Annotated in this window: 29 protein-coding genes; 6 read left to right on the forward strand and 23 right to left on the reverse strand. The window is 36.6% G+C overall.

Going from position 1 to position 19,150, the window contains the following annotated elements; genetic code table 11:
* Positions 1–279: transposase (locus tag AS180_RS17855; protein WP_139109225.1), on the forward strand; the 279-nt coding region annotated here is incomplete at its 5' end.
* A gap of 129 nt (positions 280–408) precedes the next feature.
* On the opposite strand, the gene AS180_RS17860 is transcribed toward AS180_RS17855, so the two are convergent.
* The 3 genes from AS180_RS17860 to AS180_RS17870 all read right to left on the reverse strand — a co-directional run bounded on the left by AS180_RS17860 (position 409) and on the right by AS180_RS17870 (position 1,774).
* On the reverse strand, positions 409–666 hold the full coding sequence (locus AS180_RS17860; RefSeq protein ID WP_025909992.1) for a Rho termination factor N-terminal domain-containing protein: 258 nt from the start codon (positions 664–666) through the stop codon (positions 409–411).
* A 519-nt stretch (positions 667–1,185) separates the two neighbouring features.
* Complete coding sequence (locus AS180_RS17865) at positions 1,186–1,473, reverse strand: hypothetical protein (RefSeq protein WP_062687227.1); 288 nt, start codon at positions 1,471–1,473, stop codon at positions 1,186–1,188.
* Positions 1,466–1,774 (reverse strand): hypothetical protein, encoded by a 309-nt coding sequence (locus tag AS180_RS17870; protein ID WP_062687228.1) that lies wholly within the window; start codon positions 1,772–1,774, stop codon positions 1,466–1,468. The genes AS180_RS17865 and AS180_RS17870 overlap by 8 nt, the downstream gene beginning before the upstream one ends.
* A gap of 154 nt (positions 1,775–1,928) precedes the next feature.
* Between AS180_RS17870 and AS180_RS17875 the strand changes: the two genes are divergently transcribed.
* A complete protein-coding gene (locus AS180_RS17875) occupies positions 1,929–2,144 on the forward strand; it encodes a helix-turn-helix domain-containing protein (RefSeq protein WP_062687229.1) in 216 nt (71 codons plus the stop codon).
* Between the two features lie 39 nt (positions 2,145–2,183).
* Here AS180_RS17875 and AS180_RS17880 read toward each other — a convergent pair whose 3' ends face one another.
* The 17 genes from AS180_RS17880 to AS180_RS17955 form a co-directional block, all read right to left on the reverse strand.
* Complete coding sequence (locus AS180_RS17880) at positions 2,184–2,438, reverse strand: hypothetical protein (protein WP_062687230.1); 255 nt, start codon at positions 2,436–2,438, stop codon at positions 2,184–2,186.
* Between the two features lie 5 nt (positions 2,439–2,443).
* A complete protein-coding gene (locus tag AS180_RS17885; RefSeq protein ID WP_062687231.1) occupies positions 2,444–2,704 on the reverse strand; it encodes a hypothetical protein in 261 nt (86 codons plus the stop codon).
* A 104-nt stretch (positions 2,705–2,808) separates the two neighbouring features.
* Entirely contained in the window at positions 2,809–3,009 is a 201-nt protein-coding gene (locus AS180_RS17890) for a hypothetical protein (protein ID WP_062687232.1), read from the reverse strand.
* Positions 3,010–3,306: 297 nt separating this feature from the next.
* Complete coding sequence (locus AS180_RS17895; protein WP_090752872.1) at positions 3,307–3,624, reverse strand: phage head closure protein; 318 nt, start codon at positions 3,622–3,624, stop codon at positions 3,307–3,309.
* A gap of 12 nt (positions 3,625–3,636) precedes the next feature.
* Entirely contained in the window at positions 3,637–5,277 is a 1,641-nt protein-coding gene (locus tag AS180_RS17900; protein WP_062687233.1) for a terminase large subunit, read from the reverse strand.
* Between the two features lie 4 nt (positions 5,278–5,281).
* Entirely contained in the window at positions 5,282–5,629 is a 348-nt protein-coding gene (locus tag AS180_RS17905; protein WP_062687234.1) for a hypothetical protein, read from the reverse strand.
* 98 nt (positions 5,630–5,727) lie between these two features.
* The gene (locus AS180_RS17910; RefSeq protein ID WP_062687235.1) at positions 5,728–6,039 is read right to left on the reverse strand and encodes a hypothetical protein; all 312 of its coding nucleotides are present in this window, start codon (positions 6,037–6,039) and stop codon (positions 5,728–5,730) included.
* Between the two features lie 3 nt (positions 6,040–6,042).
* Positions 6,043–6,318 carry a head-tail connector protein gene (locus tag AS180_RS17915; protein ID WP_062687236.1) on the reverse strand — a complete coding sequence of 92 codons (276 nt, stop codon included), beginning with the start codon at positions 6,316–6,318 and terminating at the stop codon, positions 6,043–6,045.
* 66 nt (positions 6,319–6,384) lie between these two features.
* Positions 6,385–7,605 (reverse strand): phage major capsid protein, encoded by a 1,221-nt coding sequence (locus AS180_RS17920; protein WP_062687237.1) that lies wholly within the window; start codon positions 7,603–7,605, stop codon positions 6,385–6,387.
* Positions 7,606–7,608: 3 nt separating this feature from the next.
* Positions 7,609–8,187: an HK97 family phage prohead protease gene (locus AS180_RS17925; protein WP_062687238.1), complete on the reverse strand. Its 579-nt coding sequence runs from the start codon at positions 8,185–8,187 to the stop codon at positions 7,609–7,611.
* Positions 8,184–9,377, reverse strand: a complete 1,194-nt coding sequence (locus tag AS180_RS17930) for a phage portal protein (protein ID WP_062687239.1) — start codon at positions 9,375–9,377, stop codon at positions 8,184–8,186. Before AS180_RS17930 ends, AS180_RS17925 begins: the two co-directional genes overlap by 4 nt.
* On the reverse strand, positions 9,378–9,596 hold the full coding sequence (locus AS180_RS17935) for a hypothetical protein (RefSeq protein ID WP_062687240.1): 219 nt from the start codon (positions 9,594–9,596) through the stop codon (positions 9,378–9,380).
* The gene (locus AS180_RS23315; RefSeq protein WP_175384217.1) at positions 9,597–9,752 is read right to left on the reverse strand and encodes a hypothetical protein; all 156 of its coding nucleotides are present in this window, start codon (positions 9,750–9,752) and stop codon (positions 9,597–9,599) included. It abuts the gene before it with no gap.
* Positions 9,753–10,184: 432 nt separating this feature from the next.
* Positions 10,185–12,611, reverse strand: a complete 2,427-nt coding sequence (locus tag AS180_RS17940; protein WP_062687241.1) for a DUF927 domain-containing protein — start codon at positions 12,609–12,611, stop codon at positions 10,185–10,187.
* 35 nt (positions 12,612–12,646) lie between these two features.
* The gene (locus AS180_RS17945; RefSeq protein WP_062687242.1) at positions 12,647–13,030 is read right to left on the reverse strand and encodes a hypothetical protein; all 384 of its coding nucleotides are present in this window, start codon (positions 13,028–13,030) and stop codon (positions 12,647–12,649) included.
* Positions 13,017–13,343 (reverse strand): helix-turn-helix domain-containing protein, encoded by a 327-nt coding sequence (locus tag AS180_RS17950; RefSeq protein ID WP_062687243.1) that lies wholly within the window; start codon positions 13,341–13,343, stop codon positions 13,017–13,019. The genes AS180_RS17945 and AS180_RS17950 overlap by 14 nt, the downstream gene beginning before the upstream one ends.
* Before the next feature lie 17 nt (positions 13,344–13,360).
* The gene (locus AS180_RS17955; RefSeq protein WP_062687244.1) at positions 13,361–13,585 is read right to left on the reverse strand and encodes a helix-turn-helix domain-containing protein; all 225 of its coding nucleotides are present in this window, start codon (positions 13,583–13,585) and stop codon (positions 13,361–13,363) included.
* Between the two features lie 159 nt (positions 13,586–13,744).
* On the opposite strand from AS180_RS17955, the gene AS180_RS17960 reads away from it, so the two are divergent.
* Both AS180_RS17960 and AS180_RS17965 read left to right on the forward strand, forming a co-directional pair.
* Entirely contained in the window at positions 13,745–14,227 is a 483-nt protein-coding gene (locus tag AS180_RS17960; RefSeq protein ID WP_062687245.1) for a helix-turn-helix domain-containing protein, read from the forward strand.
* 8 nt (positions 14,228–14,235) lie between these two features.
* On the forward strand, positions 14,236–15,450 hold the full coding sequence (locus AS180_RS17965; RefSeq protein WP_062687246.1) for a site-specific integrase: 1,215 nt from the start codon (positions 14,236–14,238) through the stop codon (positions 15,448–15,450).
* 41 nt (positions 15,451–15,491) lie between these two features.
* Here the strand turns inward: AS180_RS17965 and groL are convergent, their stop codons facing one another.
* Together groL and groES are read right to left on the reverse strand one after the other, a co-directional pair.
* A complete protein-coding gene (gene groL, locus AS180_RS17970) occupies positions 15,492–17,126 on the reverse strand; it encodes a chaperonin GroEL (protein ID WP_062687247.1) in 1,635 nt (544 codons plus the stop codon).
* Between the two features lie 65 nt (positions 17,127–17,191).
* Positions 17,192–17,476 (reverse strand): co-chaperone GroES, encoded by a 285-nt coding sequence (groES, locus tag AS180_RS17975; RefSeq protein ID WP_025909994.1) that lies wholly within the window; start codon positions 17,474–17,476, stop codon positions 17,192–17,194.
* Between the two features lie 300 nt (positions 17,477–17,776).
* Here groES and AS180_RS17980 point away from each other — a divergent pair, with 300 nt between their 5' ends.
* Together AS180_RS17980 and AS180_RS17985 are read left to right on the forward strand one after the other, a co-directional pair.
* Entirely contained in the window at positions 17,777–18,508 is a 732-nt protein-coding gene (locus tag AS180_RS17980) for a CPBP family intramembrane glutamic endopeptidase (RefSeq protein WP_025909995.1), read from the forward strand.
* The gene (locus AS180_RS17985) at positions 18,505–18,738 is read left to right on the forward strand and encodes a YdiK family protein (RefSeq protein ID WP_062687248.1); all 234 of its coding nucleotides are present in this window, start codon (positions 18,505–18,507) and stop codon (positions 18,736–18,738) included. The genes AS180_RS17980 and AS180_RS17985 overlap by 4 nt, the downstream gene beginning before the upstream one ends.
* Positions 18,739–18,838: 100 nt before the next feature.
* Here AS180_RS17985 and AS180_RS17990 read toward each other — a convergent pair.
* The coding region (locus tag AS180_RS17990) for a transposase (protein WP_139109226.1) at positions 18,839–19,150 on the reverse strand (312 nt) is incomplete at its 5' end.

Here is a 19,150-nt window from a genome sequence, read left to right on the forward strand (position 1 = left end):
GAAGAAATTTCAGAGATGTATAAATCACGCTGGGCCATTGAGCTATTTTTTAAGTGGATCAAACAACATCTCAATATTAAAAAGTTCTACGGACAAAGTGAATGGGCCATTCAAAACCAAGTGTTTATCGCACTGATTGTTTTTTGCCTACATGTTCTCGTACAACTTGAAACAAGAAGTAAGCGAAAAACCTTACAAATTAGCCGTTATTTAAGGGCTGCATTGTGGAAACCAGCCCATATCTGGCTTCGAAAGATTGAAGGGAAAGCCATCCCTTAATAAGCAAATTGTTGTTGTCGCACAAGTCTGATTGTAAAAAAAACCAAATGAATAAAGCCACCTTTGAATAGGTATTTACCTTTTTGGCTCTAAACAAGGAGGATGATTAGACTGAAAATTGGACATTATTTATGCAACACTAGTGATATTTTTTATTAAAAATAATCGTCGCTCATCGAACTGACTGATAATATTTCTGAAAAGAACAGGGATTGCCTCTGCCAAAGATTGAATTAACTCCGCCTTTTTCATCGAGCTTATATTTTTAATTTGCAGCTTTTTCCGGATGTCTTGAAGATCTGCGACTTTTAATGCGGATAGCGCTTCCTTTAATGAAGCTATTCCTATTATTTTATTCTTTTGATTCTTGTTTTTATTTACCTCCATACTTTACCCCTTTCACATTGCGTCCACCTCTGACAATATCAAAAGCCACGGCAACTCCTTACTAGCCATCTTTTTCATCGCATATTTATTTTTTCATTTTATCACACATGTGCTTAATATGAACACTTGAAACGGGGGCGACTACTCTAAAAGGAACTTTCTTATTCCTCCAACTAAACTTTCATATATAAAAAAGAAGCTTCCCATAAGTTGGCTCAACTTATGAGAAGCCTCTATAATTTGTTAACAATCCACTCTCATCTTACATAAAACCCTTATATATCAAGGGTTTGAGGGCGTTATTACATCATGCCGCCCATTTAATACCCCTAAAAATATCTTAAAATAAATACTAAAACCCCTATTATATCAAGGTTTATAGATTTTTCCCCTCAATGAAAAAGTCCTTTTCTAAACATGAACATGAACAAAGCATGAACAACCTAAGTTATTTCCAACAAAAAAGGGTGTCGCTATTAATGGACGCCCCTTTATGATATAGTATAATTAGTTGAATGTTTAATCAGTGAAAACCGTATCGTTCCCAGCGATATGGTTTTCTGCTTTATCCGCTTCTTCAATTAAGGAATAGACCCAAGCTAAAACCTCGTCATAGTCTTTCGGCTCTTTGCCGTGCTTCTCAATAAAAACCTTTGTGTTTTGAATCTTAGCCCTTCTGTTCCGTTCATCTGCTGGAATGTCTGTGAGCTCAAATACTGGCAATCTTTCGCCTATTTCTTCACAATACTGTAAGCCTGTAAATTCAACATTTCTAGCCCCTTCAAACATATTCATTAAATTACTCATTGTCCTGATCTCCTTCCTTACCTGTAATTTTTGCGTATAATTTCCCGCTAATACAATGTGCATCTTCGTAATCTTTGTTAAGTTCCTTTACGGTAAAGTGCATAAGTTCAGCTAAAACTCTAACCATTCTATGGTGTTCATGGTAATAAGCTCTTTCTTCTCCTATATGTACTGCTTTGTCCATATCTTCTTTTAAGTGATATAAAAGAGTTTTTACATCTGATAAAATTTCAGCTTGACACCCGATTGAGTCTAATTGACAGTCTAACTTAAAAGAAAGTTTTCTTAATGTTTCTACCATGTTCTAACCTCCGTTATCTCTTGTCTTTTATTTAATTACTACTAACGTAATTATATTACCTATGTCGTAATATGTCAATTAAACAATATAATTTTATTACTTCTATGTGGTATTATGTAGAAAAAAGGCATATTGTAACTAGGGGGAAAATATAATGACTGTAAGAATTCATCTATCAGAATGGTTAGGTAAGAAGAAATGGACACAAAAACAGTTAGCTGAAATAACCGGAATACGTCCAGCAACTATATCTGCACTATATCATGAAGATGTCAAAAGAATTGAAATAGAACAAATGAATGAATTGTGTAAAGCCTTTGAATGTCAAATAGGGGATTTATTTGAATACGTTCCCGATCAAAAAAAATAATGCAGCTAGATGCTACATTATCAATCGTACATATTAAATTTAAGCACTTCTTAAATCTACATGTCTTTTACATTTCACACATTGAAATAAATTAGGCTCAACTTCTTTATGCCTTTTCAGTTTGCGGCATGTTTGACAAGATAAAGTAACATGCCTGCCTGAAAAGTCGTTTATCTCTATATCTTCGGTCTGGTCGTCCTCTGCAACAAGTTCCTCTTGATCGCCCTTTTCACTAAATAAAGCATAGGCAAAAGAGGCTGATACTAAGCCAATAATAAAACTATGCCATTCCATGCTGTTCACCCCTTAAAAATGTAGTCTATTTCACCGTTGTTTTGCACTGGAATGACTTTATAAGGTGTATAGATGTTATATTCTTCTTGTAGTTTGTGGACGATCTGGGAATCATTTAAGCATATTTCAATAAATAACCCTGCTAATGTGGTTGGCTTTGTATTACATGCGGTGGCTAACTGATTTAATTTTCTATTGGTTCTATTGCTTAAACTTACATTCACTCGATTTATTTTTTTATTGCCTAATCCCTTACCTTCTATCATAATAAAAATATCCCCTTTCCATTTGTCGTGACATTTGACGGTGTCATTTGTGTAACAGTGTTACTCAAGCGATAAAGAGAGAGGGGGCTTTATGTTCGGTATGGCTACCCCAACACAATTTTAATGCCCCCCTTTTCACTCTTATGGACAATCTTGTTTTTTTCCCTTCTAATGTCCTCTAACATAAGTTTCCTTGCCCATTCATTGAAATTAAAATTAGGTTCACTTATCTTTTTTATGATCTCTGCGTCATCTGGATTAGTGATATTTAGAGAAACCGTCTTTTTAATTTTGTTTTTACTCAATCGGTCATCCTCCTCCCCACCGTGATATTACATAGGTATGGGCGGGAAGGCTGGTTTATGACAAATAAAAAAACCGCTGAAAAAAAATCAACGGTCATTCTTTTTTAAGTATTCAACTATAAGGTCTTTGAATTCATATAAACAATAAAATATCTGTCTGCTTATGTCCTCTAGATCATCTTTTGTTAAATAATCGTTGTCATGTATATCAATTAAGGACATCACTTCTTGATTAAACATGTGTAAATTATCTTCTAACCTTTTTTATAGCTGTGTAGGTGTCATTGATCGCCCCTCCTAATTAAGCGCATAAGCGTAAATAGTTAAATCTTGTTTATACCCTTCAAAGTCATCTATGCGGTTTATGGCGTATTCTTTGCCCCTAAAGAGTACCTTCATAGTGGTATCAATATCATTTCGCCATGCAATTTTAAAAATAACTTCCACTTTGTAAACTGTTGTGGAAAACATGGCAATTTCATTTGCTGACGCTTGCCGGTAATAAGCCCAAATATTCTCCCCATTCTTTAACGGTCTGGCTGTTTCTCCTGGTTCGGGCCCGCTGTTTGCAGCCATTTCTAATATGGTTAGTTTTTTATCTTTTATATACTTCACGTTTTATCCCCCTTACAAAGCCCTTAGAAATTCTTCATAGTGTTCAAATAGCCCTACATAAGCGTCTAACATGGACGCTGTGCCGTCTATCCTCATCTTAGCTGCTTGGTTCTTAACTGGTACTATGTTGCCGTTCCTGTCCGTTTCTATGCCTGTATTCGTTAAGCACCATTTAAGGATAGGACTGTTATTGTAATTAATCTTTTTAGCTTGCAAATCTGCCCCCATCATCTGCATAGGAAGACTTAAGGTTCTAGCTCCTTGAATACACCTAACCATTTTAAAGCCATGCTGCTCCATTTCCTCTACCCAATATTTAGCTGAATAGCTATCATAATAAATCCATAGGGGCGTTATACCGTAATTGTTAAGCATTTCTAAAAACCATGCTGTTATATCACCGTAATTAATGCTGTTTCCATTACATAGCCTTAATAAGCCTTGATCTAGCCACTTATCATAAGGTATTTTGTCAATCTGTACCCGTTTTTCAAAGTTATCCCTTGGCAACCAATACATTTGATGGATAAAGCGTTTCTGGGTGTCCTTATCCACCATTAAGAGGGTAGCACATGAAAGGTCTGTCGTTACACTCAAATCTGCGCCGCCTATGGCATAGCAATTTCTAAAATTCTCTATGTCAAAGGTTTCTTCGTTGTTTATATCGTCAAATGTAAGCCATGCGCTGGCTACGGTATCCCTTATATTAAAGTCCTTTGTTAATACTCCGCTTAGATCGTTAGGGCTGTTTTTAGCCTTCTCTACTTTACGCTCAAGGTCATCTAATTTCTTAATCGCTCCTAATGCTGGGTTTGCCTTTTGCCATGCTGCTGGGTCTGTCCATTCCTTCTTTTCGTCAAGCTCATAAAGGATAGGTAAAAAGCTATCATCTTGAAAGTTGCCGTCTACTATGTTACAAGCGTACTGATACATATCATCAAATATATTTTCTCTAACCGTTCCAGCCGTTGTAATCATAATTAAAATAGGTTGCTGGCGGGCTGATTGACTTTGCTTCATAACCTCATATAAGTTTCGGTCTGCTATACTATGCAGCTCGTCAATAATTACAAAGCTACTGTTTAAGCCGTCTAATGTATTACTGTTTTTGGCTAATGGCATAAGCTTAGACATAGTAAGGGAAAAATAAAGATCGCTTTTTCGCTTTTTGATATGCTTGGATAGATCGGGGCTTTGTTGAATCATATTGTGAGTTTCATCAAATAGTATTCTAGCTTGGTCACGCTTTGAAGCTATGCTGTAAACCTCTGCCCCGCCTTCTCCATCTGCAATAAGCATATATGCCGCTAACCCTGCTAACATGGTTGTTTTACCGTTTTTCCTTGCTACATAAAACATACTTTCACGGTAACGCCTTAAGCCTGTGTCTTTATCTATAAAACCGAAAAGGGCAGCAATATAAGCCTTTTGAAAGAGTTCCAATTTAATAGGTTTGCCCGCCCATTCCCCCTTACTGTGCTTACAAAAACGCTCTATAAACTCAATAGGCTTGTTTGCCTTTGCTTCATCAAAAATATATTGCTTTGGGTTGTTGATCTCGTCTACCAGCTTTGCATATTGCTTATATACACGCTTAGAAACGGTTATCTTTCCTTCTTTAATAGCGTTCCAGTATTCTAGTACATAATTCACCTTATCACCCCTTCAAGAAGTCAATTAAAGCGTCCTGCGGTTGTTCTACGTCCGTCGGGGGCAATAGGTCAACTAATTGCTTATAAAGAAGGCTGTAACGCTGTACGGTGGTATTATAGGCTTTTAATGCTGGGTGTTCCCTTAGAAATTCCTGCCGCCCTTGTTTAAACATTGATACTGCGCCTTCTTCTTCTACTTGTTGCTTTAATTTATCTAATGTATTCTGCATGAAAACAAGCTCATTATAGAGGCTTTGCCCTATAGGTAAACGTTCTTTTGGAATCTGCCTTAATATTGTTTTAAGTTTTTTCATTTCACTAGAAATCGTTATATTTTTCTTAGAAGTCGCCATAAAATCACCTTCTTTTTTTAGTGTTTAATCCCTCCCTTAATATAAAAAAGTAATGGAGGGGATAAGAAAGGGGCCTCATCGGTCCATAGACCTCCAAATTATTTTTCAAAGTGGGGGGATTGTTTTTTTCTTAAGTTTCCATTGCTATCGAATACTAAACCGTCTGCACAAATGCCGCCGCTATGATGTTCTAAATTGTGACAGGCCTGACAACATGCCTCAAGATTTCTCCAATTAAGAGTAATGTTTGGGTCATGTATATTCTCTGGCGTGATATACGTTTTATGGTGGCATATGTTCGCTACACCTCCGCACCGTTCACAAATATAGTTTTTACTTTGCATGAATCCTGTACGGCATTTAATCCATTCTTTACTCGTATAAAAAGCTTTTGCGTAATCCTTTGCCATTAGTTACATGCTTCTGCCTATCGCTGTTAAGGCTGTTAATAGGTTGTCTATGGTGCGCTGTAGTCTGTCCTTGTCCTGCCCTTCTGGGTCATACCATAGCTGTAATATAAACTTAGTAACGGTCTGTGCTAATGGGTGTACTGGCTGTGTATCCCATGTCCTGCCTGTGGTTACTTCCAGATAAGAAGGAATAGATTCTAATAATGGAATAATGATAGAGTCATTGTCTGGGCCATCCAGTCTTAATGTATCTCTTGCTTCTTCTATGCTAATTAACAATGTGATCACTCCTTTTAAAAAAGGGATACCAGCGTTATCACTGATACCCCCTTAATGTAGTTAGGCTTATGCCCCTGCTGGTGCTGATAGCTTTACAAATGCTTCACTAACTAATGGCTTAGTATCTGCAATAGCCATAGCTCGGTAATCAATAAGCCCGCTCTTGAATGAACTTTCCCTTGATACCTCAATCATTAAGCCTTGTGGCATGTTATAACCCATATAGTTAAAGTTACCTAGAATGATCGTGTCATCTGCTAGGTTATCGTCAATGACTACTTCCTTACCTAGAATATAGCCAATGCTTTCATTCTTAGGATCTGCAATAAAGATTGGTCTACCGTTTCCATCTACTAAACTATAAACCTTGTTGTATAGTGTAGCGTTACTCATAGCAAACTTTGCCCCTGCTGCATATCCACGCTTTAAGGTTGCTAATGCTTTTGTAAAGTCTGTGTATGTCCCTGTAAGGTCTAGGCTGTTGCTTGCATCCCATGTAATGCCTGTTAGTAATCCAGTTCCTTGTCCTGTTCCTGTACCGTTAACTAATGCGTCTGCAATAGCTTCCATTACACAATTAGTAAGCTCGTCAATCATGTATGCTTCAAATGCTTGGATTGTCATTTTCTTAGCTGCTGCACTGATTGAAAATACTTTGATGATCTCATATCCTGCAAATTGTACGACTGCTGGTGTTACCTTCTCACTTTCTACTGGTGCGCCTTCAACGTGCCATTGCGCCTTACTGGAAGGTGTTCCAATCGGTACGCTGATGTTAGTAGGAATATTGAAGTTTCTAACGTGCGAGATTAAACCGCCCATTGTTCTAGCTTTCTTGATAACTTCGTTTAATGTTGTTGTTGGTAATACGGCTGCACTGTTTGTTGTAGTATTAAAGGCATCTGCTCGGCGTTCTGCTTCTTGCATTTCCATAGCCTTATTAAAAGTTCTTGTTTCAACATCTGTTAGCTTTTGCCCTAACAATGTCTTATAAAATGCACAGCGGTATTCGGTACTTGCGAAAATGTTTTCTGTTGGTACTTGCTGACCTTGGTTGAAGTTCATTCCAGTAATAGGATTGAAGTTTCCAGCTTGTCCACCCTGGCTGCGTTGTTCTACATTGTTTTTTGCTTCTTTTAAGCCGTCTAGTTCAATATTTAAAACCTCTACATTTGCGTTAGGGTCTGTATCAATTAGCTTGCCGATCTCTGCGGCTCTTTTCTCAATGTCAGTTAAAGAATGGTTACGATAATAATTAAATGCTTCTGCTACTGTTTTAAAATTCATAATTTATATACCTCTTTTCAATATTTGATTTACTTTTATTTTTGCTGCTTGTCTTTCTGGTGCTTTAAGCTTTGCCCATGTGTTTTCAATAGCTGCCCTTGCTTCTATACTCGTTTGAGGATATGCAGGGAATGGAACGATTGAAACCTCATAGACTTTTTCTATTTTGCTAATACTTCTAGTGTTTGTCTTTGCGTCAAAGTGGCTGCCGCCTTGTGGTACTTTGAAAGCAAATGACATGCCCGAAAGGTCTTGCCGTTTTACTGCCGTATAAACGCTTTTCCCTTCCACGGTGTCTGGTAGCTCTGCCCTCATTGCTAATCCTGCCGAATCTAACGAAAAGGACATAGTTTTAGGTGTTCTTGCTAATGGAATTTTATTCATATCGTGGTTATACAATAAGCGAATGTCTGATAGGTCTGCCCCATCTAATGCGCCCCTTTGTATAATCTCGATATAATCCCCAAATGGTGCTTTTATGGTGGTAGGTTGGTCATATACAATAGGTCTACCACTTAGAATAAGGCCGCTTTCTCCTTGCGGTTCGGCTGCTCTTAGTTCAGCTACTCTTAACTCTTTCATTCTTTGCTACCCCCTTCATTTAGCTGGTATTGATCGGCTTTATCGGCATTTACTACGTTTAGTGTTTGTAATCGCTTGTCGCCGTCCTCAACTGGTGGCAAATTCAATATTTCTAATGCTTGGTTAATGGTGAATAAGCCTAAAGGCGTCAATTCCTTGATAATGTTTGTTTTGGTTGCATTACTAGCAAACTGTAATCTATTAGCCTCAAATATGATTGAATTGCCGAAAGCCTGTTCACGTTCTGTAAATAGCTTGTCTGTAAATTCAAGTGAAAATTGTACGGCTAATGGTTCTAGGACACTTTCATAAAATGCCGCCCATTCATCTTCTGTATAGGTGCTATTTACGATTTTTTCACTAATTCCTAAATACTCATAAATTTTCTTTTTAACTGCCTCTAGCTGCTTATCATCAATAGCTACTGGCTTAAGCTCTAAAGGGGTATATTCTGCTTTACTGTCAATTACTGCAATTCCGCCATTATTACTTACTGTTAAATAATCGTTTATAAAGGCTTCCTTTTCCTCTTTTAGTTTGTCTGGGCTTAATACTTGGTTATATTTCAAAATACCTCGAATCGTTGCATTAGCTTTTATAGAGTTTTCTAACCCTTCATTTTGCGTATGTGCTAAGTCTAAAGCTGGCAATATTGCCGTGTTAGTATCGCCTAATAGATCGTTAGAGTTAAAGAAACGCCTTACTATAAAAACCTTTGAAAATGGCAAGGTAACTTGCTGGCCATTAGCAAATAAGAAACGACAATATAAATTACCTAATGTGTCTGTTATATACTCCACGCTTTGAGGGGATAAGGGGTAAATAGCTTGTAAATACCCTTTGTCATCCTTCTGCAAATACGCAAAAGCATTGTTATACAAGTAATAATGTGTTACCAGCTTATAAAGAAGGTCATAAGCTGTCATATATGGATTAGGTCTTACTTGTAAAATGTGGTTTAAATATTGATCGCCTGTCTTGCGCCTGTCTGGTGCTGTAATAACATGCGTTCCCTTAAGTTTTGCAGCGTTTCTTGCTATGCTATCAACTGCCGCCCTGTATATATCACTTTCATAAGCTTTTCCGCTAAATGGTGTGAATATTGCAGCTCCACCGCTCATTATGTCTGCTCGTTCTGTTTTCTGCGGTTCTTTTCTACGGTTAAAAATCTTATCGAAAAAACCTGGCATTTACTCACCTCCCCATTTTGCGCCTTTATAGTTCATGGCGTTATCGGCCATATCAATAAAACCAGTTTCGTCCATATCCATTAAAACTACTTCGCCTTGATCTGTTAGCCCTAAACAAATAATTTTCGATAAAATAGGTTCTTTAGGATGTTCATCATCTTGGTAAACTGCATATAGGTTTTTAGGTGCTGGTATTATTTGAATTATTTTTTCGGCCATTTAATCCCACCGTTCATCATTCCATCTTTTTCTTCTGCCTGTTTCTATTTCGTATTCATATATAAGCTCCATAAGGTCACAGGCTTTTACTGTAGTTTCATCGTTATAGAAGTTGTTTTCTATTTGGTCTTTTAGTCGTTCTAGTAATTCATCCATGCTATAAAACCACCCTCTATATAACTTAGGTTAATTTTATTATAACTTAGTTATATTTATTTGTAAATTTTTTTTGATAATTGACTTGTTCTTTTAAAAGGTTACAAGAAAAGGTTACAAGGTTACATCTTAATTCTAATCTTTGTAACCTCACTCGCTCTTACTCTCCCAAGGGTTTTTTCCTTCAAGGTTACAAGGTTACAAGGTTTTCAAAAAAAATACCATATATATAGCATTATAGTTTTTTAGGATTATAATCTTATTTCATACGAAATATATATCTAATAACTTGTAACTTTTGTAACCTATAACCTTCTATTCCTTGCGGCTCTAAGACTGGACAGGGTTACAAGCTATAACTTTTATTTGTAACCCTTTGTAACCGTTAGACTCTTAACCCTTGATATAACAAGCTTTATGAAGGTTACAAGATTACTGATTTAGAAATTCATTTCCGCTTACTTCTTCAAAATCAAAGCCTATCTCTTTCACAATATCCATGTTTACTGGTATCACTCTATATGTTTTCCCTTTATGCTTTAATGGCTTATAATCAACATAAGAGTTTTTTTCTTGTTTCCCAACGGTTAGCCCTCGTTTTAACCATTCTCTACGTGTTGCTTTTTCCTCAACCCCTAAAAACCTTGTAAGGTAAGCTGGCATTAAATAGAGCTGGCCTTTTTTGTATATAGCTTTATGGACTTGCGGCAAATAATCATAATATATATCCTGCCTGCTACTGTCTAGATCGGTTAGAATTTCATCTAAAAATTGCATCGGCTTGTCCGTTGATTTATTTTCACTGGCTATATCGTCAAATAAATCTGCTATTGCTTTTAGGTCTATTTCAAAGCTCATTTTGTTTTTTAATACACTTCCAGTAAAATGGACTGCTGCATAATATCCAGCTAAACGGTTTAATACTTCATTATCTTTAGCCTTATCTACATAGAATTTTCTAAACTTGTGATATTCGGTGATAAGGTCTTTTTTATTCTCTAGCCATACTTTCAAGAAGGCTACCCCTATTGCTCCATAATTATTTTCCATAGCTTCATGAAGCTGTATGATGTTTTCATGGTCTTTCTTTAATGGTTCATCAATTAAAGGGATTATCCTTGCAGCCACTCCACCTTGATTCTTAGCGTATTCATTTAAAGATACTTCCCCTGTACTTAGAAGAATATTGCACCATGTATATTCCCTCTGGCTACCTTTTAATGAACCTCGTCCTTTAGATCTACCGCCGCTAAACTGATACACTACATCTTTTAATATCTTGTCATTTGCTTTGCGGGTATCGTCCAGCAATAATGGAAAACTGTTTAAATAAGCGGCTTTTCTTTCAATAGATACCTTTGTAGCATTCCATTCACTCATTAAACCCTCATTACCCCAAACACTTGCAGCCGCTTTTAATATTGTAGTTTTACCTTGTGAAGTCGTTCCACTTAAATCAACAATGAAAGGCTGTAAGCGTAAATCTTTAATAATGACACTAGCAAAGCTAGAAAGTACAAAAAATACGGCTTTAGGGTGCTGCTTAATTCGTTCAAAGACTTCTTTTTTCCATGTGTCGCTTGTCCCTTGCATCTTTAAAGATTCAAGTATCTGCTTCTCGCCGTGATCTATCGCCATAATCTCAATATCTTTAGTTATTGAAGGGTGAATAAAGCTATCTTTGATATGCCCTAAACGCTCTACTGCGTAATATTTTTTAAGTTCATTATCCAGCAAGTAAAAATCCATGAAACTGATTAAATTTTTGACATTATTATCATTAACAGAAAAACCTTTTTCGCTTAGTTCCAGCAATTCTTTTCTAACTGCAATAGTTGAAGCTGGTACTACTTCACTAATTGTTTTATGCCCTTGCTTCCAAGTAATTTCATACAAGACTTGAGGGCGTTCTACATTATGAAATTCTTTTGTTAAAAATGGTACATGTCTAGATACAAAGTTTTTGACCTCTACGTCTTTTACTGTCTTGATTGAATAAAGCGAACCATCTTGAACAATAAAAGGCTTAGGAATAACCTTATTATCACTTAATCCACTTACATGAATTTCAAAGTCTGCAATTTCATTAGCTGCCTCGGTTTTGCCTTCATTTATTTTTTTAGAGGCTGATTCCACCTTTTCTTTTATCGTACTTAGTGGGAAGTCTTCTTTATACGGTACAAAATATTCATAAGCTAATTGAAGGCTTTCTAATGCGTCTTTTTTGCTTACACCGCAGGTTAATAACCTTCTGGATAAATCATAAAAATCACCGTCACGACTTCCGCTAGTTTCATAAGGGTAGGACATAGGAGAAGGCGTTTTTTGACCGTTCCACACTTTATAAAGGTAATGTGGCAGCTCGTCTAATTCGCCCATGCTTTGAGCTATTACATGACGCCCTTTTGTGTTTTCTGTTGGAAAGACAATATAACCTTTTTCGGCTGCTCTTGTATCTTGAGTAATACCCAAACGATTGACATATTTTTGATATTGCCCTTGCTTATTAGTCTGATCTGTTTCACCTTTAAAAATAAATTGCAATCCGTTAGGGGTCTTAATAACATGATGGTTTACGTTTTCACCCTCAAGAAGTTCTTTCAATAACTCCCCTTCCTGCGTGTCGTCAACGTCCACCAAATATAGCCCTGTTGGTATTCTTACACCAATCCAGCCGCCCTTTTCTATCCAGTTGCTTATTTGTTCATCATTAGAAAAATATGTCCATGTTTTCCCACTTGGGCTTTTTGCTTTCTGATAATCATCATTTCCGTTGGTGTACCCTCTGAGCTTTATTATCTTGCCGTTAGGTAGTAACTCGGTTATTTTTGCTGTGTAACTAATCATGGTAGCTTGCATTATTACTCCCCCCCTTGTTATTAACTCCGCTAAGCTCATTCTTCTGTATCTGTAAGATCATAAAGTGTTCCAATTGCCCAACTTAAGTAATGTTCTAAAAATTCCTCTCTGCTCGCTATCTTTTGATACTCTCCTACACCATTTTTAACAGTCATAATAAAAGGTGGGTCTTTTGTTAAAGCCATTTCTAACACTTTTGCAACTTCTAATGCTGCTTCACCATCTACATGAAATTTCACGTCTGCGCTATCTCCTTTGCCTATATGGCATACTAGGGTCTTTTCTACTTCTTGCTTAGAATAAAAACCCTCAAACGCTTCATAACTGCAATCTTCAGAACAAAATAAAGTGCCGTTTTTCCCTGCTCGGTAATATCTATCGATTGAATGAATTGCTTCACCACAATTAGCGCATATCATTACTACCAGCTCCCTTTTGCATTTTTTGAAAAAATTTAATGTCATTGTTAGTAGCGTTCATGTTAGATGTCATATCATCTAAAAACTCATCCACTTCACTTTTTTTAAACAGATATTTTGAGCCTACTTTGTAATACTTCAATCCGTTTTTTATTAGGCGATCTTCAATGATCGGCTTGCTAATATTCAGATAATCGGACAATTCACTATAAGTTAAGAAATACTTTTGCTTTGCTAATTCTTCGACACGTTCATTTATGGCTTTTTCCAGCATGGAATTAACTGTTTTTTCGTCAATTTGAACATTTAACAATTAGCCCACCGCCTTTCTTATTTTTGATAAACACTTATATTGAAAATGTCGTTAATTTCAACGCCTAAACCTTTTGCAATTTTTGCAGAAACGGTAGGTGAAGGGCTTCGATAACCTTTAAGTATTTGCGTTAGATAAACTTGGGAAATTCCAATATGACTAGAAAAATCTTTTAGAGTCATTCCTTTTTCGGCAATCGACACCCTAACATTTTCTTTGTTGATAAATTCCATCTTCACCATATTTTCACCACCTATTTTTAACTTGGATATATTTTTTATAACTTGGTTATATATTAGCATTCACAAAAAATACCGTCAATATATTTTTTATAACTTAGTTATATTTTTGTTTAATTTGTGTTATATTGTGTTTATACAGATTTAAGGAGGTTTTTTAAAATGAGTGTTAGCCCAAAGGAATTCGGAAAAGAATTAAGGAAATTGAGGAAAGAAAAAAAATTGACATTAACAGAGTTAGGAAAAAAAATTGATTTAACCCAAGCATATCTTTCAATGATTGAAAACGGACGTAAGGGTATACCAAACTCCGATACAATAAAAAAATTGGCTAAAGGTTTAGATATACACTATACGCAACTTATGGAAATGGCAGGCTATGAGATAAGTCTTATAGAAGCATTCAAGGGGGTAGTTGAAACACCCAAAAAGGTTATTGAGGTTTCTCTTCCAGCAATGGGGAAAGAAGAAACAGGGGACGGTCTTGTTGCATATGGACAATTAACTGATGATGAATTAAGACGCCGCTTATTTGATTTACACGAATTATTAAACATGGATGTTGATCTTTACTATAAAAACGAATTTTTAAACGATGATAATCGCCAAAAAATAAAAACCATGCTTCAAACATTATTTGAATAGGTGATCTTATGGCATACATCTATAAACGTGGCAAAAAGTGGGCCTATCGTGCCTATGCAGGAAAAGACCCTGTTACTGGTAAAGACAAACAAGTAAGTAAATCGGGATTTTTAACAAAAAAAGACGCTCAATTAGCAGCGGCATTATTTGAAAGGCAATTCCATAATAAAGAATATATCGAACCATCAAAAATAACGTTTGAAGCAATATGCAAGGACTGGCTAAAGCATTATCTTTCACAAGGCGCAAAGGAAAGCAGCCACAGGGCAAGAAGGATTGCATTAACACATATCATTAATGAATTTGGACATGTACCAATTCAAAAAATCACTAAAAAGGCATATCAAGACACAATAGATAAGTTAGCCAATACTTTTAGCTCTAATTATGTTTCCAGTATTCACACTTCCGCTAATATGGTTTTTATGTATGCACATGAAAATAAATTAATTAAGGAAGCACCTTCAAAGGATACTAAGCTGCCTAAAAAGAAAAAAACCATTTCTGATCTTGAAAATGATTCAATAAATGAAAAGTTTCTTGAAAAAGAAGAATTAGAGGAATTTCTAAACGTGGCAAAAAATGAAGGGTTAGAAGGGGATTTACTCGTTTTCACTATGTTAGCCTATACAGGCTTAAGAATAGGGGAAATGATTGCTTTAAAATGGTCTGATATTGATATGGACAAGCATACCTTAAGAGTCATTAAAACTTATTATAATCCAACAAATAATAAGTTAAAGTACACCTTGCTTACACCTAAGACAGAAGGTTCAATACGTACCATAACAATAGACCCTATTTTAGTTGAATTACTTAAGCTACACAAACGGGAACAAGAAGATATTATAAAGGAGAATAAGCCTTTTTATGTTGATAATGACTTTATATTTGCAACAAATGAAGGCTATCCTAAAACAATAAAACATTTATCAATCAGAATGCAGCGCCTACTTAAGAAAACAACTATACAAAAACAGGTAACGCCCCATTCATTTAGGCATACACATACTTCTTTACTAATTGAAGCTAATGTACACATAAAAGAGATACAAGAACGGCTAGGCCATTCAGATATTAACACTACAATGGATATATACGCACACATGACAAAAAACGTCAAAAAAGAGGCTTCCACTAAGTTCAGTAACCTAATGGAAAGCCTCTCTAAAAATCTAATTGAATCAAAACATGAACAAAAGCATGTACATGATACAAATTAAACGCTTGTAAATGTTGTTATATCAACGTTTATAGGCGTTTCTTACATCATGCCGCCCATACCGCCCATGCCACCCATATCAGGCATTGCAGGACCGCCAGCATTTTCTTCAGGCTTATCTGCCACGACCGCCTCAGTTGTTAAGAACATAGCCGCTACAGAAGAAGCGTTTTGAAGCGCTGAACGCGTTACTTTTGTTGGGTCAACGATACCAGAATCAAGCATGTTTACCCACTCACCAGTTGCAGCGTTGAATCCAGTTCCAACCGCTTCGCCTTTTAGACGCTCAACGATTACTGATCCTTCTAGACCTGCGTTGTGAGCGATTTGACGTACAGGCTCTTCAATCGCACGTAATACGATGTTGATACCTGTTGCAACGTCGCCTTCAGCTTCGATTCCAGCAACTTTATTGTAGATATTCAATAATGCAGTACCACCACCAGCTACGATACCTTCTTCAACCGCAGCACGAGTAGAGTTTAATGCATCTTCAATACGTAGTTTACGCTCTTTTAATTCTGTTTCAGTAGCCGCACCAACTTTAATTACAGCAACACCACCAGCAAGCTTCGCTAGGCGCTCTTGTAATTTTTCGCGGTCGAACTCTGAAGTTGTTTCTTCAAGCTGAGCTTTAATTTGGTTAACGCGAGCTAAAATTTCTTCTGCGTTACCTGCGCCGTTTACAACTGTTGTGTTTTCTTTTGTTACCACAACTTTAGAAGCGCGACCTAATTGCTCAATGCTTGCAGATTTCAAGTCAAGACCAAGCTCTTCAGTGATTACTTCACCACCAGTTAAAATCGCAACGTCTTGAAGCATTGCTTTACGACGGTCACCAAAGCCAGGAGCTTTAACTGCTACCGCTGTGAATGTACCGCGAAGTTTGTTCACAACTAATGTTGCTAGTGCTTCACCTTCTACATCTTCAGCAATGATTAATAGTGGCTTACCTTGTTGAACAACTTGCTCTAACACCGGTAAGATTTCTTGAATGTTACCAATTTTCTTATCTGTGATTAAGATATACGGATCTTCTAATACAGCTTCCATTTTATCTGAATCAGTTACCATGTATGGAGATGCATATCCACGGTCAAACTGCATACCTTCTACAACTTCTAATTCAGTTGTGAAGCCTTTAGATTCTTCAAGCGTGATAACGCCGTCGTTACCAACGCGCTCCATTGCTTCAGCGATTAATTGACCTACTTCTTCGTCAGCCGCTGAAATAGCCGCTACTTGCGCAATTGAATCTTTACCTTGGATTGGTTTAGAAATTGCTTTTAACTCTTCAATCGCTACTGCTACTGCTTTTTCCATCCCTTTACGGATACCCATTGGGTTCGCACCAGCCGTTACGTTCTTAAGACCTTCACGAATCATTGCTTGTGCTAAAACTGTTGCAGTTGTCGTACCGTCACCAGCAACGTCGTTTGTTTTGCTAGCAACTTCTGCTACTAATTTTGCACCCATGTTTTCGAATGCATCTTCTAATTCAATTTCTTTCGCAATTGTTACACCGTCATTTGTAATTAATGGAGAACCGAATTTTTTCTCTAGTACTACGTTACGCCCTTTTGGTCCAAGCGTTACTTTTACAGCATTCGCTAATGTATCCACACCACGTAGCATTGAGCGGCGTGCTTCTTCGCTAAACTTAATGTCTTTTGCCATTTGACTCATCCTCCTAATTGTTTAAAAATAATCTATTCTACATTGTTAAAAGTCGTTATGAATAATTAGCCGATTACAGCTAAAATGTCGCTTTCGCGTAAAAGTAAGTATTCAGTACCTTCGTATTTCACTTCAGTACCAGCATATTTTGAGAAGATAATACGATCGCCTGCAGCTACCTCTAATGCTACACGCTCACCGCTTTCTAATACTCGACCTGTACCAACAGCAACAACTTTACCCTCTTGTGGTTTCTCTTTAGCGCTGTCTGGTAATACGATACCGCTTGCTGTTTTTTCCTCAGATTTTACAAGTTCAATCACTACGCGATCACCTAATGGCTTTAACAAGTGAAACAACCTCCTCAAATAATATGTTTTTACATTTTGTTAGCACTCAACCTCACCGAGTGCTAACACATTTATTATATTAAAACAAAGTAGCTTTTTTTTGCAAGTATTAAACACAAAAAAATTTAAAAAAATCCTTTTTCAACTCATACTACTCATACCTACATAAAAAGAAGGCATTCTTTTATCTCTCATATAATATGTATGTTACAATACGAACAAGAAGAAACATATCAAAAAGCTTCCCTACATGTTCTTCGACAATGATACATAAAAAACCTTTTAAAGGAGTATGAAAGATTGGAAAAGCGCTATGGTTATATCGTACTGACTTATATCATCATGCTGTTTTCTAGCATTTTAGGCATTCCGTTATTATTATCCCTCGGACTGTTTAATGACGAACCCGTTGGAGTAGCTAAACAGCTTGCGATGACTTATTGGACAATTATCAGCTTTAGCTTGGCTTTAGTAATTGTACTTTTGTTGTTAAAGCGTGAAATGTCAATGAGACATGAACATGCTGGCTTACCAACAGCTATATTCTGGTCAATCTTTGGCATCTTTTTAGCAATGGCTTCTCAATCTGTGGCTGCCATGATTGAAATGAACTTATTGGGTATTGAACCTGGTTCTGAAAATACGGAAATGATCTTGAATTTAGTGAAAGTTACGCCTTTATTAATTGTTGTCACATCCGTTATTGGACCAATTTTAGAAGAAATTATCTTCCGAAAAATCATCTTTGGTTCTCTATATCGTAAATATAATTTCTTTATTTCAGCCTTTATTAGTTCACTTATATTTGCAGCAGTCCACTGGGATTTCGAACATTTATTAGTTTACACGGCTATGGGATTTGTATTCGCGTTTTTATATGCAAGAACGAAGCTGATTATTGTTCCAATTATAGCTCATGTCTTGATGAACACGATTGTTGTGTTAGTTCAAACGATTTTTGCGGATGAAATTATTGAAATTCAAAAACAGGCTGAACAGCTACAGTTTATTATTAAAGGACTTGGTTTATGAGTAACATCCCTCTAACCAGAGGATTTATCTACTTAATTATGGGAATCCTCTTTACGTATTTAGCTATTTTAAGCGTCGATACCACCGTATGGACCTTACCAACTATCTTGTTTGCCTTAGTCGCTGCTTTTGATTTTCGCCTTGCGATTCGAACCTTTTCATTGCACCGCAAGATTAAAAAGCTTCAGGAGCAATATAAAAAGTCAAATAGCAACGATTCTCAGAAATAAAAAGGAGGCTGGGACATAACTAGCCAAAAATAATGAAAAAGGGTTCTCATCATCGCATGTTGATGATGAGAACCCTTTTTTGTTGATCTGTTTGATTGGTCTATGCACATTTTACGCTGGAGGCGATGTACTTTCGTACATTCACCGCCATGAACGCAAACCCTAATTCGTTTTTCACGTTCTCTTTGCCTCTTACGGACATTCGAGTGAAACGCAAATTAGCCTTCAGATATCCAAAAACTAGTTCTACGTCAATCTTACGTTTTCCGTAGATTTTACCCGTTTTTTCTTCTGAAAGCAGCTGTTGAATGCTTTTCTTTTGTTGTTCCCACTTTTCGTTATAATCGATTCTTCGGTTCTTTCCTTCCTTCGCCTTCGTACATTGTGAACGAAAAGGACAACCTGAACAGTC

The organism is Priestia veravalensis (assembly GCF_001457055.1).
Taxonomy (GTDB): Bacteria; Bacillota; Bacilli; order Bacillales; family Bacillaceae_H; genus Priestia; species Priestia flexa.

Excerpts from the sequence above, each read along its gene's own strand:
- AS180_RS17940 (WP_062687241.1), bottom strand. The coding sequence starts at position 12,611 with ATGCAAGCTACCATGATTAGTTACACAGCAAAAATAACCGAGTTACTA.
- AS180_RS17905 (WP_062687234.1), bottom strand. The coding sequence starts at position 5,629 with ATGGCGACTTCTAAGAAAAATATAACGATTTCTAGTGAAATGAAAAAA.
- groL (WP_062687247.1), bottom strand. The coding sequence starts at position 17,126 with ATGGCAAAAGACATTAAGTTTAGCGAAGAAGCACGCCGCTCAATGCTA.
- AS180_RS17920 (WP_062687237.1), bottom strand. The coding sequence starts at position 7,605 with ATGAATTTTAAAACAGTAGCAGAAGCATTTAATTATTATCGTAACCAT.
- AS180_RS17875 (WP_062687229.1), top strand. The coding sequence starts at position 1,929 with ATGACTGTAAGAATTCATCTATCAGAATGGTTAGGTAAGAAGAAATGG.
- AS180_RS17885 (WP_062687231.1), bottom strand. The coding sequence starts at position 2,704 with ATGATAGAAGGTAAGGGATTAGGCAATAAAAAAATAAATCGAGTGAAT.
- AS180_RS17860 (WP_025909992.1), bottom strand. The coding sequence starts at position 666 with ATGGAGGTAAATAAAAACAAGAATCAAAAGAATAAAATAATAGGAATA.
- AS180_RS17945 (WP_062687242.1), bottom strand. The coding sequence starts at position 13,030 with ATGATATGCGCTAATTGTGGTGAAGCAATTCATTCAATCGATAGATAT.
- AS180_RS17870 (WP_062687228.1), bottom strand. The coding sequence starts at position 1,774 with ATGGTAGAAACATTAAGAAAACTTTCTTTTAAGTTAGACTGTCAATTA.
- AS180_RS17925 (WP_062687238.1), bottom strand. The coding sequence starts at position 8,187 with ATGAAAGAGTTAAGAGTAGCTGAACTAAGAGCAGCCGAACCGCAAGGA.
- AS180_RS17910 (WP_062687235.1), bottom strand. The coding sequence starts at position 6,039 with ATGGCAAAGGATTACGCAAAAGCTTTTTATACGAGTAAAGAATGGATT.
- AS180_RS17880 (WP_062687230.1), bottom strand. The coding sequence starts at position 2,438 with ATGGAATGGCATAGTTTTATTATTGGCTTAGTATCAGCCTCTTTTGCC.
- AS180_RS17930 (WP_062687239.1), bottom strand. The coding sequence starts at position 9,377 with ATGCCAGGTTTTTTCGATAAGATTTTTAACCGTAGAAAAGAACCGCAG.
- AS180_RS17985 (WP_062687248.1), top strand. The coding sequence starts at position 18,505 with ATGAGTAACATCCCTCTAACCAGAGGATTTATCTACTTAATTATGGGA.
- AS180_RS17965 (WP_062687246.1), top strand. The coding sequence starts at position 14,236 with ATGGCATACATCTATAAACGTGGCAAAAAGTGGGCCTATCGTGCCTAT.
- AS180_RS17865 (WP_062687227.1), bottom strand. The coding sequence starts at position 1,473 with ATGAGTAATTTAATGAATATGTTTGAAGGGGCTAGAAATGTTGAATTT.
- AS180_RS17955 (WP_062687244.1), bottom strand. The coding sequence starts at position 13,585 with ATGGTGAAGATGGAATTTATCAACAAAGAAAATGTTAGGGTGTCGATT.
- AS180_RS17960 (WP_062687245.1), top strand. The coding sequence starts at position 13,745 with ATGAGTGTTAGCCCAAAGGAATTCGGAAAAGAATTAAGGAAATTGAGG.
- AS180_RS17935 (WP_062687240.1), bottom strand. The coding sequence starts at position 9,596 with ATGGCCGAAAAAATAATTCAAATAATACCAGCACCTAAAAACCTATAT.
- AS180_RS23315 (WP_175384217.1), bottom strand. The coding sequence starts at position 9,752 with ATGGATGAATTACTAGAACGACTAAAAGACCAAATAGAAAACAACTTC.